The organism is Acidiphilium sp. MT5, from assembly GCF_054767495.1.
This window is the reverse complement of sequence record NZ_BAABMR010000002.1, coordinates 26958-42713: the sequence shown is the minus strand read 5'-3', so window position 1 is coordinate 42713 and position 15756 is coordinate 26958. Positions and strand designations below refer to the sequence as shown.

The 15756-nt window shown below is 61.0% G+C and carries 13 protein-coding genes and 1 tRNA gene; 9 read left to right on the top strand and 5 right to left on the bottom strand.

Going from position 1 to position 15756, the window contains the following annotated elements; all coding sequences use genetic code 11:
* Position 1 precedes the first annotated feature (1 nt).
* Complete coding sequence (gene obgE / locus ACYUCQ_RS02285; RefSeq protein WP_460252878.1) at positions 2-1000, top strand: GTPase ObgE; 999 nt, start codon at positions 2-4, stop codon at positions 998-1000.
* Positions 997-2172 carry a glutamate 5-kinase gene (gene proB, locus ACYUCQ_RS02280; RefSeq protein ID WP_460252877.1) on the top strand — a complete coding sequence of 392 codons (1176 nt, stop codon included), beginning with the start codon at positions 997-999 and terminating at the stop codon, positions 2170-2172. Before obgE ends, proB begins: the two co-directional genes overlap by 4 nt.
* On the opposite strand, the gene ACYUCQ_RS02275 is transcribed toward proB, so the two are convergent.
* From ACYUCQ_RS02275 to ACYUCQ_RS02255, 5 genes are all read right to left on the bottom strand, one after another.
* The gene (locus ACYUCQ_RS02275; protein ID WP_460252876.1) at positions 2124-2954 is read right to left on the bottom strand and encodes an aldo/keto reductase; all 831 of its coding nucleotides are present in this window, start codon (positions 2952-2954) and stop codon (positions 2124-2126) included. The genes proB and ACYUCQ_RS02275 overlap by 49 nt on opposite strands.
* On the bottom strand, positions 2951-3979 hold the full coding sequence (locus ACYUCQ_RS02270; RefSeq protein WP_460252875.1) for a WD40 repeat domain-containing protein: 1029 nt from the start codon (positions 3977-3979) through the stop codon (positions 2951-2953). The genes ACYUCQ_RS02275 and ACYUCQ_RS02270 overlap by 4 nt, the downstream gene beginning before the upstream one ends.
* 26 nt (positions 3980-4005) lie before the next feature.
* Positions 4006-4971, bottom strand: coding sequence for a CobW family GTP-binding protein (locus ACYUCQ_RS02265; RefSeq protein WP_460252874.1), 966 nt, complete (start codon positions 4969-4971; stop codon positions 4006-4008).
* Between the two features lie 63 nt (positions 4972-5034).
* Positions 5035-6111, bottom strand: coding sequence for a glycosyltransferase family 4 protein (locus ACYUCQ_RS02260; RefSeq protein WP_460252873.1), 1077 nt, complete (start codon positions 6109-6111; stop codon positions 5035-5037).
* A gap of 30 nt (positions 6112-6141) precedes the next feature.
* On the bottom strand, positions 6142-7935 hold the full coding sequence (locus tag ACYUCQ_RS02255; RefSeq protein ID WP_460252872.1) for a PHA/PHB synthase family protein: 1794 nt from the start codon (positions 7933-7935) through the stop codon (positions 6142-6144).
* Positions 7936-7997: 62 nt separating this feature from the next.
* Here ACYUCQ_RS02255 and ACYUCQ_RS02250 point away from each other — a divergent pair, with 62 nt between their 5' ends.
* From ACYUCQ_RS02250 to ACYUCQ_RS02220, 7 genes are all read left to right on the top strand, one after another.
* On the top strand, positions 7998-8678 hold the full coding sequence (locus ACYUCQ_RS02250) for an OmpA family protein (RefSeq protein ID WP_460252871.1): 681 nt from the start codon (positions 7998-8000) through the stop codon (positions 8676-8678).
* Entirely contained in the window at positions 8675-9886 is a 1212-nt protein-coding gene (locus ACYUCQ_RS02245; protein WP_460252870.1) for an LL-diaminopimelate aminotransferase, read from the top strand. The genes ACYUCQ_RS02250 and ACYUCQ_RS02245 overlap by 4 nt, the downstream gene beginning before the upstream one ends.
* Positions 9883-11175 (top strand): homoserine dehydrogenase, encoded by a 1293-nt coding sequence (locus ACYUCQ_RS02240; protein ID WP_460252869.1) that lies wholly within the window; start codon positions 9883-9885, stop codon positions 11173-11175. Before ACYUCQ_RS02245 ends, ACYUCQ_RS02240 begins: the two co-directional genes overlap by 4 nt.
* 37 nt (positions 11176-11212) lie before the next feature.
* Complete coding sequence (gene glpX / locus ACYUCQ_RS02235; RefSeq protein ID WP_460252868.1) at positions 11213-12199, top strand: class II fructose-bisphosphatase; 987 nt, start codon at positions 11213-11215, stop codon at positions 12197-12199.
* On the top strand, positions 12184-13989 hold the full coding sequence (gene recJ / locus ACYUCQ_RS02230; protein WP_460252867.1) for a single-stranded-DNA-specific exonuclease RecJ: 1806 nt from the start codon (positions 12184-12186) through the stop codon (positions 13987-13989). The genes glpX and recJ overlap by 16 nt, the downstream gene beginning before the upstream one ends.
* Positions 13990-14025: 36 nt before the next feature.
* Positions 14026-14101 (top strand) — tRNA-Glu (locus tag ACYUCQ_RS02225).
* A gap of 87 nt (positions 14102-14188) precedes the next feature.
* Positions 14189-15745, top strand: a complete 1557-nt coding sequence (locus ACYUCQ_RS02220; protein WP_460252866.1) for a DUF6538 domain-containing protein — start codon at positions 14189-14191, stop codon at positions 15743-15745.
* Positions 15746-15756: the final 11 nt, after the last annotated feature.

Below are 15756 nucleotides of genomic sequence, written 5' to 3'. Positions count from 1 at the left end.
GATGAAATTCCTCGATCAGGCGAAAATCTATCTGCGCTCCGGCGATGGCGGTAACGGTGTTGTTGCGTTCCGGCGTGAGAAATATATCGAATTTGGCGGCCCAGACGGCGGTAATGGCGGGCGCGGCGGCGATATTGTGTTTCGCGCGGTGGAAAATCTGAATACGTTGATCGATTTTCGTTACACCCAGCATTTCCGCGCCCGTAAAGGCGGCAATGGCGCCGGGCGCGATTGCACCGGAGCGGCGGCGCCGACCTTGCTGATCAAGGTGCCGATTGGCACGCAGATTTTTGCCGATGACCGCGAAACCTTGCTCGCCGACCTTGATAAGCCGGATATGGAAGTGGTGCTGCTGCGCGGCGGTGATGGCGGGCATGGCAATGCGATGTTCAAAACCTCGACCAATCGGGCGCCGCGCCGCGCCGATCCGGGTTGGCCGGGCGAGGAGCGTTGGGTTTGGTTGCGGCTGAAATTGATCGCCGATGCCGGGCTGATCGGGCTGCCGAATGCTGGGAAATCGACCTTTCTGGCGGCGGCCTCGGCGGCGCGACCGAAGATTGCCGATTACCCGTTCACCACGCTGCATCCGCAACTGGGCGTTGTGCGGCTGTCGATGACCGAGGAATTCGTGCTGGCCGATATTCCGGGGTTGATTGAGGGCGCGCATGAGGGGTCGGGGCTTGGTGATCGGTTTCTCGGCCATGTCGAGCGCTGTGCGGTGTTGATCCATCTGGTGGATGGGGCGGCGGGGCAGGTGGTCAAAGCGTGGCGCACGGTGCGCGAGGAATTGCGCGCTTATGGTGGTGGCTTGGATCAAAAGCCTGAGTTGATTGTGCTGAACAAGGCTGATGCGATGAGCCCGCGCGAGGCTTCGGCGCGGCGGGCGGCGCTGGAGCGGGCGAGCGGCGCGCCGGTGCTGATGGCGTCTGCGGCTGGGAAAACCGGGGTGGATGAGGTGTTGCGCGCGGCCCTCGTGATGATCCGCGCCGAACGCGCATGAGCCTGCACCCCACACCCAGGCTGGATCAGGCCCGGCTGGTGGTGGTGAAAATTGGCAGCGCGCTGATTGTTGATCCCGAGGCGGCGGAGCCGCGCACCGGCTGGCTTGCGAGTGTGGCGGCGGATATCGCGGATTTTCGCAAGCGTGGGATTGGCGTTGTCGTGGTGTCCTCGGGTGCGATTGCGCTGGCGCGGCGCCGGTTGGGGCTGACGCAAAAACGATTGCGCTTGGAAGAGAAGCAAGCGGCTGCCTCGGTCGGGCAAATTCGGCTGGCCGGGGCGTGGAGTGCGGCGTTATCGAGCCATGGTCTAACGGCTGCGCAATTACTACTGACGTTGGGCGACACCGAAGATCGGCGCCGTTATTTGAATGCGCGCGCGACGTTGCACACTTTGCTAGAGCTGGGCTGTGTGCCGGTGATTAACGAAAACGATTCGGTGGCGACCGGGGAAATTCGCTTTGGCGATAATGACCGGCTGGCCGGGCGCGTGGCGGAGATGATCGAGGCCGATCAACTGATCCTGCTTTCAGACATTGACGGCCTATACACGGATGATCCGAAGCGTGATCCGCACGCGCAGCATATTGAGCTGGTGCCGACGCTGACCGCCGAGATTGAGGCGATGGGTGGGGCGCCACCGCCGGGTTATTCATCGGGCGGGATGCGCACCAAATTGGTGGCGGCGCGGATTGCGACGCAAGCGGGTTGCGCGATGGCGATTGCGCTGGGTGGGGTGATGCATCCGCTGGCCGCGCTGCGCGCAGGGGCGCGCTGCACCTGGTTTTTGCCGCAGCCGGGCGGACGCTCAGCGCGCAAACGCTGGATTGCCGGATCGCTCGCGCCGCTGGGCCGCATTACGCTGGATGCGGGTGCGGTGCGCGCGATTGTTCGCGGCTCCTCATTGCTACCGGCGGGGATTACCCGGATCGAGGGGCAGTTTGAGCGCGGTGATCCGGTTGAGCTGATCGCGCCCGATGGTGCGATTTTGGCGCGGGGTCTGTGCGCGTATTCGAGCGCTGATGCCGCGATTATCGCGGGGCATCGCACCGATGATATTGAAGCGCTACTCGGCTGGCGGGGCCGCGATGAGATTATTCACCGCGATGATCTGGTGTTGCTTGATCAGGGCTTGTCCCAAATGGGTCCAAATCCTGGATTAACAAATCGCTGATCCTTGGGCAGGGCTGCGATTGCGGCGTGGTCTGCTGCATCCAGACGCACCGTGAGCGCCGCCAGATTGGCTTGCTGGCTTTCGGCGCGTGCGGCTTTGGGAATCGCGGCGACACCATCCTGCGCGAATAGCCAGGCCAAGGCCACTTGGGCGGCGCTGACCTGATGCTTGGCCGCGATTTGATCGAGCACCGGATGCTCGCCCAAACGCCCTTGCGCTAACGGGCAATAGGCGCTGATGACGATGCCATGCGCGCGCGCATACTCCAAAACCGCGCGCTGGCCCAACAGCACATGATATTCGACCTGATTGCACGCAATCGGCGCACCAAGGGTCTCGACCGCCTCACGCAGGAGGGAAACCGGGAAATTCGAGACGCCGATATGGCGAATTTTGCCCGCTTCCTGGGCGCGCATCATGATGGCTAACGACGCCGCCAAATCCATGTTCGGGGCGGGCCAGTGGATGAGGTAAAGATCGAGATAATCGCAGCGCAGGCGCTGAAGGCTGGCATCGAGCGCTGCTTGCAAGGCGGCGGGCGCCAGATGTTCATACCAAACTTTGCTGGTTAGAAATATCTCGCGCCGGGCGACGCGCGATTGGGCGAGCGCTGCGCCGATTTCGGCCTCATTGCCATACATTTCCGCCGTATCGATATGCCGATAGCCAAGGGCGAGGGCGCGGTGAACGGCATCGGTGCAGGATGCGCCTGATAATTTCCAGGTGCCAAGACCAAGCTTTGGCATGGCCATGCCGTTCGTGCCGACGGTTGGGCAAATCATGACGCGGTCTCCTTGGTGGAAAAATCAATCAAGGCGGCGAAACCGGTTTCGGTGCCGAAGCCTAATGTGGCGCCGTCATGGCTCCAGCCGAGGGCAGAGATTGCGCCGCGACCGGGCGCTGCGACCGGCAAAACGCGTTGGCGTTCGATATCGACCACCACCACCAGACCATCGCTATAGCCGGCGGCGACCACCTCATGCGCGGGATGACAGGCGATGCGCTTGACCATCGCTTGATCGCCGCCGGCGAGTTCGAGTGGGGCTTTGCCCATCGGCCCGCCGCCGAAAAACGGCCATAAAATGATCGCTTCCGCGCCGGCGCTGGCCAGCCATTTTCCAGAGGCGGTGAAGCCGAGCGATTCGGGTTTGGCCGGGTAGCCGCTCATGCGCATATGCTGCAAATCGGAAATTCGCCAGCCATGGAGCGCATTTTCCTGCATGGCGGTGGCGACCGCATAGAGCGATGGGTGAATCGCGATGGCCAGATGGCTGCCTTTCCATTCCAGGCTCAGCGGCTTTGATTGATCCGAGCGCAGGAACCATAATGACGCGCCGTTATAATGGCTAGCGCCAATGCGCTTGGCTTTCGCATCCAACGCAAGGCCGGTGATGGTGGAGGGGTGGGCGAGGGTGCGCAGCGTTTGGCCGGCCTGATCGAGCAGATGCAAATTTTTACCGACGGCGACGGCGCGCAGTGGCGCTTTGCGATCCGCGACGCTGAGCACATGATCGACCCATTTCAGGCCGAACTGGGCGAGGTTGTGCGCCGCCCCCTGATGCGGCTCAAAGCGTTGCAGCGTGCCATCATCGCCGCCGCTGAGGATGCCGGTGCCGTCAAAATCCGGTGCCAGGGTGGTCACCGCGCCGTCATGGCTCGCATGGTCGTGCCAATCGGTGCCGGTGCGCGCGCGGCTGATTAAGCGCCCGTCCCCCAAGCCGAACACCGCATGGGTTTGGTCACGGGTGAAGGCGAGGCTGGTGACATAGGCGCCGCACTCGCGCTGCACGCCGCGCTCATGGAGCATGCGGTCGGCCGTGTTCAATCCCTCATTCATGCGGCAAAACAGCTCTCAAAGCCCCGGCGCAATTGGGGCCGGTTCAAATTGCGGCCAATGAACACCAACTTGCTCTCCCGGACGCTATTTGGTGGCCAAGGGGCGATGAAATCGCCATCCGCCATCATATGCACCGCCTGGAACGCGAATTTGCGGTCTTCGCCGGCGAAGGCCAGGATGCCTTTGGTGCGTAGAATATCCTGACCCTGCATCGCCAGTACGCCGCTGATCCAGGCGTTGAATTTTTCGGCATCCAGCGATGTGGTGGTGGTGAGGCTGATGCTCAGCATATGCTCATCATGGGTGTGGCTGTCTTCATCGAGAAAATCGGGCGCGTTTTCCAGCACCCGTGCCAGATCGAACGCGTTGATCCCCAGTAATTGATCGGCGGGCACATCGGCGCGGGTTGCGTGATGGATGGTGCTGAACCGATTGATGCTGCGCAGGCGCGCCTCGACCACCGCTAATTCCTCCGGTGTTACCAAATCGAGCTTGTTGAGCACGATGACATCGGCGAACGCGATTTGTTCCAGCGCCTCGCTGCTATCGGCGAGGCGGGCCAGCACGTGCTTGGCATCGACCACGGTGACGATGGCATCGAGCCGGGTGTGGGCTTTGACGTCTTCATCGACAAAAAATGTCTGCGCGACGGGTGCCGGGTCGGCGAGGCCGGTGGTCTCCACGATGATCCCATCAAACCGATCACGCCGCTTCATCAGCCCGGTGATGATGCGGATCAGATCGCCGCGCACGGTGCAGCAAATGCAGCCATTATTCATCTCGAATACTTCCTCGTCGGTATCCACCACGAGGTCGTTATCCACGCCGCTTTCGCCAAATTCATTGATCACCACGGCATAGCGCTTGCCGTGCTGCTCGGTGAGAATCCGGTTCAGCAGGGTGGTTTTGCCGGCACCGAGATAGCCCGTCAGCACGGTGACCGGGATCAGCTTGTCGCTCATCATTGATATCCTCTCGAACTCTTGCCCCTGATATAAGGGCAGAGCGTCACCGGGCCAAATTGCTCAGGGCGAAGCTTGGCGCAGGGCTGATAATCGTGCCGCGATGATCGGCGTATCGAACAAGCGTGCTTGCGCCAGCCCGGCTTCGGCGCGCTGGGCGCGTGCGGTATCATCCTGTGCGAGCTGCAGGATGGCGCGCGCGAGCTGGGCCGGGTCGCGCGGCGGCACCAACAGGCCGCCATCGCCCACCAATTCCGGCAAGCCGCCGGTGTTGCTCGCGATCAGCGCCGCACCGCTGGCCATGGCCTCTAGCGCGGTTAGGCCGAACGGCTCGGGCCAGCGGCTTGGCACCACCACCAGGGCGGCTTGTGCCATGGCGGCCAGCACTTGTTCGTGCGGTTGATACCCGGCGCAGATAATGCCGGCTTGGGCGGCTTGGTCGCGCATGGTTTGCACATAGAGTGTGGTTGGGCTGGCAGGGCCGAACCGGTCGCCACCGATGATCCGCGCCGACCAGCCGGGCAGGGCTGGGAGTGCTTGCGCGCAGGCGGCAATGAAATCCGCGACGCCTTTATTCTCGACAATGCGCCCGGCGAATAAAATTTCGCGGGTTCGCTGGGTGGCGCGGGGCGGCAGATCGGTCAGGGTCAGGGGATTATGCAGCACCGTCAATCGCTCGGTGTGGGTTAGTCCTTCTCGGTAGCGATCCGCGAGATAGGCCGAGACGCAGATGGTTTGATGCAGAAATGCGAGGCTGCGTTGCCGCGCTGTGGCGCTACGCAGACCGCGCATCGCTTGCGGATCATTATGCAAAAACAGCATGACCCGCGATTGCGGCAAAACGCGCGCAATGATCCGCGCCAAGCGCGGCTGCTGATGCACCTCGATCACCGCAGGGCGCAGCCGCCGAAGTGCGCGCAGGGCCGCCAGCCCGAAACCGAGCGGTGGCGGTGCGGCAATCGGGGTGTAATCGATATCAGGGTAGGCACCGCCCGGCTGGGCTGCGCCGAGCACGGCGGCATGGCTGGCCAGCGCCAAGCGCCGGACCACCAGCGCGATCGCCCCGGCGCGATCCGGCGCGAAGCCTTCGCGGGGTGGCAACAGCATCGCGATGCGGGGTGCCGAACCGTTCTCGCTCAAGCACGGGCCTCGCTCAAGCATGGGCCTCGGTCAAACAGAGCGCACTTTCACGTACGTGCCGGGGGCTGGTGCCAAAATCGGCAAGCCTCCGGCGCCGGGGATTCGGGCCGGCAGTTTTTTGCGCGCTTTGGCGGTGACCCAGCGCTGCCAATCGGGCCACCAGGAGCCGGCGACTTCAGTGGCCTGCTCGAACCATTGTTCCGGCGATGCGGGCAGCACGTCATTAACGAAATGATTATATTTTCCGCCTTCGGGCGGGTTGACCACCCCGGCAATATGGCCGGAGGCGGCCAGCACGAAGCGGTTTTTGCCGCCGAGCAATTTGGCGCCGCGATAGGTGCTCATCCAGGGCGCGATATGATCCTCGCGGCAGGAGAGAAAATAGGCGGGCACCGTCACCGCGCGCAGATCGATTTTAACCCCATCCAGGGCGAGGGCGTTGGGCTGGGCCAGTTTGTTGTCTTGATACATGTTTCGTAAATAAAATGAATGCATCGTCGCCGGCATCCTGGTGGCATCCGAATTCCAATAGAGCAGGTCGAACGGGAACGGTTCGTTGCCCAGCAGGTAATTATTGACCACGAAGCTCCAGATCAGGTCATTAGCGCGCAACAAATTGAAGGTGGTGGCCATTTCGCTGCCTTCGAGATAGCCGCGCTGCGCCATTTTTTCTTCGAGCGCACGCAATTGCTCTTCATCGATGAACACGCCGAGCTCGCCGGCATTGGCGAAATCGGTCAGCGTGACCAAAAATGTTGCAGATTCAATGCGATGATCGCCGATTTTCGCCATATAGCCGAGGGTTGCGGCAAGCAGCGTGCCGCCGAGGCAATAGCCAATGGCATTCACTTGGCGCTCGCCGGTGGCGCGCTCGATCGCATCGAGGGCGGCGAACACGCCTTCTTTCATGTAATCGGCGAAATTTTTCTCCGCGAGGCGCTCATCCGGGTTGACCCAGCTTGCGACAAACACGGTATGGCCTTGGCTTACCGCCCAGCGAATGAAGCTATTTTTTGGTTTAAGATCAAGGATATAGTATTTATTGATCCAGGGCGGGAAAATCACCAGGGGGCGCTGCAGCACCTCGGGCGTGGTGGGGTTATATTGGATGAGCTCCATCAATTCATTGCGAAAAATCACGGCACCTGGCGTGACCGCGATGTTGGCACCGACGGTGAAGCTCTCGTGATCGGTCATTTTGATGTGCAGCTTGCCTTGGCCGGCTTCCAGATCGCGCAGCAAATTATTCAGGCCGCGAAGCAGATTATCGCCGCCGGTCTCGACGGTTTTGCGCAAGACTTGCGGATTGGTCAGCGCGAAATTGGACGGGCTCATCGCATCGACGAATTGGCGGGCGTAAAAATCGAGTTTTTGCGCGGTTTTTGGGGGTAATCCATCAACCTGACGCACCACATCATGGACAAACCGGGCCGAAAGCAGATAGCTCTGTCGGATGAAGTCGAAAATTTCATTATCGTTCCACTGCGAATCCTGGAATCTTTTGTCGCGTGGGTCGGGTGGAATCGGTGCTTCGGTTGCCAACCCCATCATCCGGCGGGTCGAATGTTGCCACAAAGTCATATAATCCTGCCAGAAGCCGAGCTGCGCTTTGATCAGCTTTTCCGGGTTGGCGGCCAAGCGGCTGGCCATTTCCATGAAGGCGCCGCCGATATTCAGCGGGTCCAGATTGAGCGCCCCGGGCGCACCGGCTTCGGCTTGGCGTTTCAGCCACTCGGCCACCAGGCGCTGCGAGCGCTGGGCGACATCAGCCATGCCCCGGGCGAGTTGCACCGGGTCGGTTGCAGGGGTGTGAGTTTCGGTCATGGACGCTCCTTCCGGCCCCGCCCGTCGCACGCTACAAGACGTGCGAACTTGATGAGGTTACCGTGATTTATACGACCAAATGTTGCAAAAACGAAGGACGCGCAAGGCAGGCGCTGGCCAGCTTTGCATTGGTGGCGCTGCTCGGCGGCTGTGCGGCGCCGGTGGCCCGGTTTCACGCCTATGAAGGGGGGGTGATTGCACACCATCCGCCGCCGCCGCCCGGCTTGAACCAGCCTTTCCCGAACCTCGCCGCGGTGCCGCCGCGCCCACCTGCGCTCAGTGTGGCGGCGCAACGGCAGATCCGTGCGGCCTTGCAGGCTGAAAATATCAAGCAAAATCATCTTGCGCCGCCCGGTGGCGCCGCTGCATCAACGGTTGCGCCCGCGCCGATGGCGATGACAGCACCGCCTTTGCTGCTTGGTTTCGCGCCCGGTTCGGCGATTTTATCGCCCGAGCAAGAGCGCTTGCTCGCGGGTTTTGCGGCCAAGCGCGGTGCGGCCCTGATCCGAGCGGCTGGCTTTGCCCGCGAACGCACGGGCTCGGGTCTGCGCCTCGCCATGCTGCGCGCAACGGCCATTGCCAACGCGCTGACCGAGGCTGGCGTGCCCGGTGCGCAAATTCGCCTCGCCGCCCTGACCGGCGCGCGCGGCGGGGCCGCGCAATTTATTGTTGCCGAGCCTCATCCTTCACCGTCTGCCAACCCTTCCACCTCCTCCAACTCCCGTGCCAAGGACCGATCATGACTGAGGAATTTCACCGGATTCGCCGGCTGCCCCCCTATGTGTTTGCTGAGGTTAATCAGGCCAAGGCTGCTGCGCGCAATGCCCGCGAAGATATTATCGATCTGGGCATGGGCAATCCGGACAGCCCGACGCCGCCGCATATCGTCGCCAAGCTGATTGAGACCGTTGCTGATCCGCGCAGCCACCGTTATTCGACGAGCAAGGGGATTCCGGGTTTGCGCCGGGCGTTAGCCGCCTATTATGACCGCCGGTTTGGCGTCAAGCTCAACCCAGATACCGAAGTGATTGCGACACTGGGTTCGAAAGAGGGGCTGGCCAATCTCGCGAACGCGATCACCAGCCCGGGTGATACGATCTTGGTGCCCAACCCGTCTTACCCGATCCATCAATTTGGGTTTATCATTGCCGGGGCCTCGGTGCGCTCGGTACCGGCGACGCCTGATGAAGAGATGCTGCATGCGCTTGAACGCGCAGTGCGCCATTCGGTGCCGCGCCCAACCGCGTTGATTGTGAATTTCCCCTCGAACCCGACCGCCTATTTAGCGACGCTCGATTTCTACAAAGATATTGTCGCTTTCGCCCGCAAGCATGATATTTTTATTCTGTCTGATCTGGCTTATGCCGAGATTTACTTCGAGGGTGAACCACCGCCCTCGGTGCTGCAAGTCAACGGCGCGAAAGATATTACGGTTGAGTTTACCTCGATGTCGAAAACCTATTCCATGCCGGGTTGGCGGATGGGGTTTGCGGCGGGCAATCCGCGCTTGATTTCGGCGCTCGCGCGGATGAAATCATATCTCGATTATGGTGCTTTTACGCCGATTCAGGTGGCGGCGACGGCTGCGCTAAACGGGCCGCAAGATTGTGTTGATCAGGTGCGCGCATTGTATAAAGAGCGGCGCGATATTCTGATCAAGGGCCTAGCACAGGCCGGGTGGGATGTGCCGAGCCCTGCGGGTTCGATGTTTGCGTGGGCGCCGATCCCGCCGCGCTATGCGCATCTTGGTTCGGTTGATTTCTCCAAATTGCTGTTAGAGCGCGCGAAAGTGGCGGTGGCACCGGGCATCGGCTTTGGTGAATATGGCGATACCCATGTGCGCATCGCTCTGGTGGAAAATCATCATCGGCTGCGCCAAGCGGTGCGCAATATTCGCGCCTTCATGGCGCCGGGCAATGTGGCGCCGCAAACCGAGCCTGTTTCCGCATGACCAAGCCTCTCTCGATTGGGATTGCCGGGCTTGGCACGGTGGGGGTTGGGGTGTTGCGGCTGCTTGCGGATAACGAGCCGTTAATCACGGCACGGGCGGGTCGCCCGTTGCAGGTGTGTGCGGTGTCCGCGCGTGATCGCACGCGTGATCGCGGTGTCGATCTTGCAGGGTTGCGCTGGCATGATGATCCGGTGACGCTTGCAGCCGATCCGTCGGTGGATGTTGTGATCGAGCTGATTGGTGGTGCTGAGGGATCGGCGCGGGTCTTGGTGGAAACTGCGTTGCGGGCGGGCAAGAGCGTGATCACCGCGAACAAGGCGCTCATCGCGCATCATGGCAACCACCTTGCGACGCTGGCCGAGGCGCATCAGGCCGCGTTTCGGTTTGAAGCCTCGGTGGCGGGTGGGATTCCGATCATCAAGGCGCTGCGCGAAGGGTTGGCGGCGAACCGGATTGAGGCAGTTTCAGGTATTTTCAATGGCACCTGCAATTATATTCTGTCGCGGATGCGCGCCGAAAAGCTTGATTTCGCCACGGTGCTCGCGGATGCGCAGGCTCAGGGCTATGCAGAAGCGGACCCGAGTTTTGACATCGATGGTGTTGATACCGCGCACAAGCTCGCGATTTTGGCGGCGCTGGCGTTTGGCCGCCCGGTTGATTTTGCCAGCATTCACGTCGAGGGAATTCGCCGGGTGAGTGCGCTGGATATCGCCTTCGCTGATGAGCTTGGCTACCGGATCAAATTGCTCGGCATCGCGCGGGCGACCGATGCGGGGATTGAAGCGCGGGTGCATCCAGCGATGGTGCCGCTAACTGCGCCGTTAGCGCAGGTTGATGGCGTTCATAATGCGGTGGTGATCCATGGTGATCCCGTGGGTGATGTGGTGCTGCAAGGCCGTGGCGCGGGGGCAGGGCCAACCGCTTCGGCGGTGATTGCTGATCTGATCGATCTGGCCCGTAATCGGGCCACACCGATGCTGGGTGTCGCTCATGCTGATTTGGCAATGATGGCGTCAATGCCGATGGATCAGCATCGGGGCGCTTATTTCCTGCGCCTGATGGTTCAAGATCAGCCTGGCGTGATTGCGGATATTACCGCGGTTTTGCGCGATCATACCATCTCACTCGAATCGATGCTGCAACATGGCCGGAGTGCGAACCAGGCGGTGCCGGTGGTGCTGGTTACGCATGTGACGAACGAACACGCGATGCGCGCCGCACTTGACCGGCTCGCGAGGCTCAGCGCTGTGCTGGAGCCGCCCACCGCCATTCGCATCGAGCCAGCTTGATTGGCTTTTGGATTAGAAACTAACAAAAGGAACGCCCATGTCAAACCGTGATAATCCTATTCTCGCCGAACGTAATCTTGCACTTGAGTTGGTCCGCGTAACCGAGGCGGCCGGGCTTGCGGCAGCGCGCTGGATTGGCCGGGGCGATAAAAATGCTGCCGATGGCGCAGCCGTCGCCGCCATGCGCAGCGCGTTCGATGCCGTGGCGATTGAGGGCACGGTGGTGATTGGCGAAGGCGAGATGGACGAAGCGCCGATGCTGTATATCGGCGAGCGCGTTGGTGCGGGCGGGCCGGCGATGGATATTGCGGTGGACCCGCTTGAGGGCACCTCGATCGCCGCGAAGGGCGCGCCGAACGCGATTGCTGTTATTGCGTTAGCGGAGCGCGGAAATTTTCTGCATGCGCCTGATATTTACATGGATAAAATTGCAGTTGGTCCTGGTTTGCCGGAGGGTGTGGTTGCGCTTGATGCGCCGGTGATTGAAAATCTGCGCAATCTGGCGCGGGCGAAAAAATGCGACGTGACGGACTTGATGGTTTGTACGTTAGAGCGCGAACGCCATGCTGAAATCATTGCGCGGTGCCGCGAAGCAGGGGCGCGCATTACCTTGATCGGTGATGGCGATGTGTCGGGCGTGATTGCCGTGGCGCAGCCGGAGGCTGGGATTGATCTGTATCTTGGCTCGGGTGGGGCGCCGGAGGGCGTGCTTGCGGCGGCGGCGTTGCGCTGCATTGGTGGGCAGATGCAGGGAAGGCTGCTCTATGAAGACGACCAGCAGATTGCCCGTGCGCGCGCCATGGGGATTACCGATCCAAGCCGTATTTTCGGGCTGACCGACATGGCCCGTGGCGATGTGATGTTTGCGGCCACTGGCGTTACCTCCGGGCCGATGCTGCGTGGTGTGCGCTGGTCGCATCACGGCGCGACCACCCATTCGATCGTGATGCGCTCGCGCTCAGGCACGGTGCGCACCATTGAGGCGACCCATAATTTCCAAACCAAGCCATGGATTCCAGTCTGAGCCATCCGCCCGCAGCCCCCAGCACGCCGCAGATTGCGTTAGGGGTAACCGCGAGCCTCGCTGGGCGGCGTTGGGTGTGGCGCCCGGTTGATGAACGGGCGGCTGAGCGGATCGCGCAACTGAATGGGTTGCCGGATATTTTGGGCCGGCTGTTAGCGGCGCGACATGTTCATGCGGAGACCGCGCGTGGCTTTTTGGAGCCGACATTGCGGGAATATCTGCCCGACCCCTCGGTGCTCACCGATATGGATCGCGCGGCCAGCCGCCTTGCCGATGCGGCGCAAAACCGCGAAACCATCGGCATTTTTGGCGATTACGATGTCGATGGTGCCTGTTCCGGCGCGGTGCTTGCCTTGGGTATGAGCGCTCTTGGTGCGCAACCGATCAATTACGTGCCGGATCGGATTGCGGAGGGATATGGTCCTAACGCGCCGGCGTTGTCAGCATTGGCTGATCGCGGGGCCTCGCTGATCGTGTGTGTGGATTGCGGAGCGACCGCGCATGAGCCGCTCGCTAGCCTTGAGGGTCGGGCCGATGCGATTGTGCTCGATCATCACACGCTTGATGGGCCGCCGCCGGCGATTTTTGCGACCGTGAACCCGAACCGGCTTGATGATCGATCGGGGCTTGGCACGATTTGCGCGGCGAGCGTGACGTTTCTAACATTGGTCGCCACCCAACGCGAATTGCGCAGGCGTGGCGCCTTTGCGGATACGCCCGAGCCGGATTTGCGTAATTTGCTTGATCTCGTGGCCCTGGCCACGGTGTGTGACGTGATGCCCCTCACCGGGCTTAATCGGGCACTGGTCACGCAAGGATTGAAAATCATGGCCCGGCGGGCGCGGCCCGGCATTGCCGCGTTGCTTGAGGTGGCGGGGGTGAATGAAGCGCCGAGCGCGGCTCATTGCGGTTTTGCGCTTGGCCCAAGGATCAATGCCGCAGGGCGCATTGCCCAGGCGGATCTCGGCCTGCGTGCCTTGTTGGCCGATCATCCCGAGCAGGCCTTGCATTTTGCCCGCGAGCTTGACCAAATTAATCAGCAACGCCAAGCGGTGGAGGCGAGTGTGCTGGATGCTGCGATGGCGGAGGCGCAGGCACAATTCGCGCAGGGAGCGCCGGCGGCGTTCGTGGTGGGCGAGGGCTGGCATCCCGGCATTGTTGGTATTATTGCAGGCCGGATAAAAGAAAAATTCAATCGCCCAGCCTTGGTTGCGGGCATGACCGACGATTTGGCCACCGGTTCGGGCCGGTCGATAACCGGCATTGATCTTGGTAGCGCGATCATCCGGGCGCGCCAGGACGGCTTGCTGCGGCGCGGCGGTGGTCACGCCATGGCCGCCGGCTTTGCCCTCGATATCGAGAAGATCGAGGCGTTTCGGGCGTTTCTGACCACCGCCCTGGCTGATGCAAGCGCTTATCCACGCGCTGCGGATTTGGTGCTCGATGGCACGCTGGCACCCGCCTCCGCGACGCTGGAACTGGCCACCATCATCGCCCGCCTCGGCCCGTTCGGCGCGGGTAATCCTGAACCTATTTTCGTGTTTCCGCGCCTGCGCGTGGCGAAGGCCGATCGGATTGGGCGGGACGGCAATACGATCCGGGCGTTTTTGCAGGCGGAGACCGGCGGTAGCCTGAAAGCCATGCTGTTTCGCGCCGCCGACAGCGCGTTGGGTCAAGCCCTCCTCAGCCGCAGCGCTACGCCGCTCCATATCGCCGGGCAACTCCGCATTGACCGCTGGAACGGTGCCACCACGCTGAGCGTTACCATCCAAGACGCAACCCCGGCTTGACCCCAACCCGCACCTCGGCTACCCAGCTTTTATCACGTCCTGTTCGTCTAGAGGCCTAGGACACCGCCCTCTCACGGCGGTAACAGGGGTTCGAATCCCCTACGGGACGCCAACTGCCATAACCCATTGAAAATAAACCACTAAATTTTTGTCGTCCCGCTGATGTGACATACGCTTGTGACACACGCGGGAAGTCAAAATGGGATTATGCTCTTTCATTGAACGGCGTCGGCGGCTTTACTATTTTCGGATCCGTTTACCATCAGACATTGCACAGGTTCTGCAACGAACTCATGTGATTGCCTCGCTCGGGACAAGCGATCCCGCGGCGGCAAAAACGCGCGGCGCGATTTTGTATTTGGTCTTAACACATTTTCTGACGACAATACGTCTCAGGATGTTGGACGACCACCATATTGACGAGCGAAATGAGAATGCGGCGGCAAAGCTGGTGCGCGCGGCATTTGAGCTTGGCCAACATTATCAGGCGGACGTCGAAAGGATTAGGCGTGCGTATGACGCTGAGCTGCGGGATCTGATTGAGAATGTTCGGGCCCAATGGAAGGGCGGGTCAGATTTAGGCGGCGCCCAGATGGCCGGGGGTGCGCGGGGCGTCGATATATTGGCGTCTCTGATGAGGAAGGTGCCTGAAAATTCAGCTTTTGCATCGGAGGCATCGGCTGCGTCGAAAGGATCGCTGCCGTTACGGCCGTCGGATATCTGCGGGACGGTTGATTTGCAAAACCATTTGGGGGCACTGACCGTCGCTTCGCCGTCGGATTATCCATCACGATATGCCGGGGGATCATGGCGCGACCATTTGGACGCATTTTATCGGGATAAACCTGGCCTTACGGAAAAGACGCGGTGGAGCTATGAGCAGGCATTCACGGCTTGGGCGGATCTGATTGGCGCGAAGCCGATCAGCGAGATCCGGCGGTGTGATGTGAAAATTTATGCGGATTATCTGCGTGATCGCCCGAATAAGCATGGAGGCCAACTCCATCACAAATCGATCCTGCGCAGTTTAGGTCACGTCAAGAGTTTCATGCGCTGGGCCGTCACGGCGGGTTTGGCGCCTGATGATCGATTTGAGGCTGTGCAGGCTCGGAGTTTGACCTCCACGGAGCGACTATCTGGACCATCGCGGCGAGCGATTACCGATGTCGAGCTGAACTGTTTGTTTCATTCATCCATCTTTGTGTCGCCGCGGTCTGATGAGGATTGGGCGATGAGGTGGTTTTTGGCGATCGCGGCGTTGAGTGGTGCACGGACAGAGGAAATTGCTCTTGCGCCGGCAACCTTGGTGCAACTCGGCGGTATTGACTGCATCGATTTACGGAATGTTGGTCGTAAGACCTGCGCCGCGCCACGATTGATCCCGGTATTACCGGAACTTGCGAAAATGGGCTTTCGGGATTGGGCGGGAGAACAATCCGCTCGCGGATATAGTTTGGTTCAGTCTTCCGGGGTGCCGCGGAATGCGGCCGCTTGGTCAAAACGACTGAATCGGTATTTGAACGCCAATGTGGCCGATGATCCGGGCCTCGTTCTGTATTCATTGCGGCACGCGTTTCGGCAGATGCTGCGTGCTTCGGGAATTGGCGATGAATTGGCCGACAAGGTGTTTGGTCACTCAACCGGAAAAGTTGGTGCGCGCTATGGGCGAGATCTTAGCGTCCAGGAGGCGAGGTTGTTTATCGAGCGTGTCCGTGCGCCGGTCGATATGGGTCATTTATGGCGATCTGCGGGATAAGGGGGAGGTTA

Coding starts and splice junctions, on each gene's coding strand:
- obgE (WP_460252878.1), top strand. CDS start 2: ATGAAATTCCTCGATCAGGCGAAAATCTATCTGCGCTCCGGCGATGGC.
- proB (WP_460252877.1), top strand. CDS start 997: ATGAGCCTGCACCCCACACCCAGGCTGGATCAGGCCCGGCTGGTGGTG.
- ACYUCQ_RS02275 (WP_460252876.1), bottom strand. CDS start 2,954: ATGATTTGCCCAACCGTCGGCACGAACGGCATGGCCATGCCAAAGCTT.
- ACYUCQ_RS02270 (WP_460252875.1), bottom strand. CDS start 3,979: ATGCTCCATGAGCGCGGCGTGCAGCGCGAGTGCGGCGCCTATGTCACC.
- ACYUCQ_RS02265 (WP_460252874.1), bottom strand. CDS start 4,971: ATGAGCGACAAGCTGATCCCGGTCACCGTGCTGACGGGCTATCTCGGT.
- ACYUCQ_RS02255 (WP_460252872.1), bottom strand. CDS start 7,935: ATGACCGAAACTCACACCCCTGCAACCGACCCGGTGCAACTCGCCCGG.
- ACYUCQ_RS02245 (WP_460252870.1), top strand. CDS start 8,675: ATGACTGAGGAATTTCACCGGATTCGCCGGCTGCCCCCCTATGTGTTT.
- ACYUCQ_RS02240 (WP_460252869.1), top strand. CDS start 9,883: ATGACCAAGCCTCTCTCGATTGGGATTGCCGGGCTTGGCACGGTGGGG.
- glpX (WP_460252868.1), top strand. CDS start 11,213: ATGTCAAACCGTGATAATCCTATTCTCGCCGAACGTAATCTTGCACTT.
- recJ (WP_460252867.1), top strand. CDS start 12,184: ATGGATTCCAGTCTGAGCCATCCGCCCGCAGCCCCCAGCACGCCGCAG.
- ACYUCQ_RS02220 (WP_460252866.1), top strand. CDS start 14,189: ATGGGATTATGCTCTTTCATTGAACGGCGTCGGCGGCTTTACTATTTT.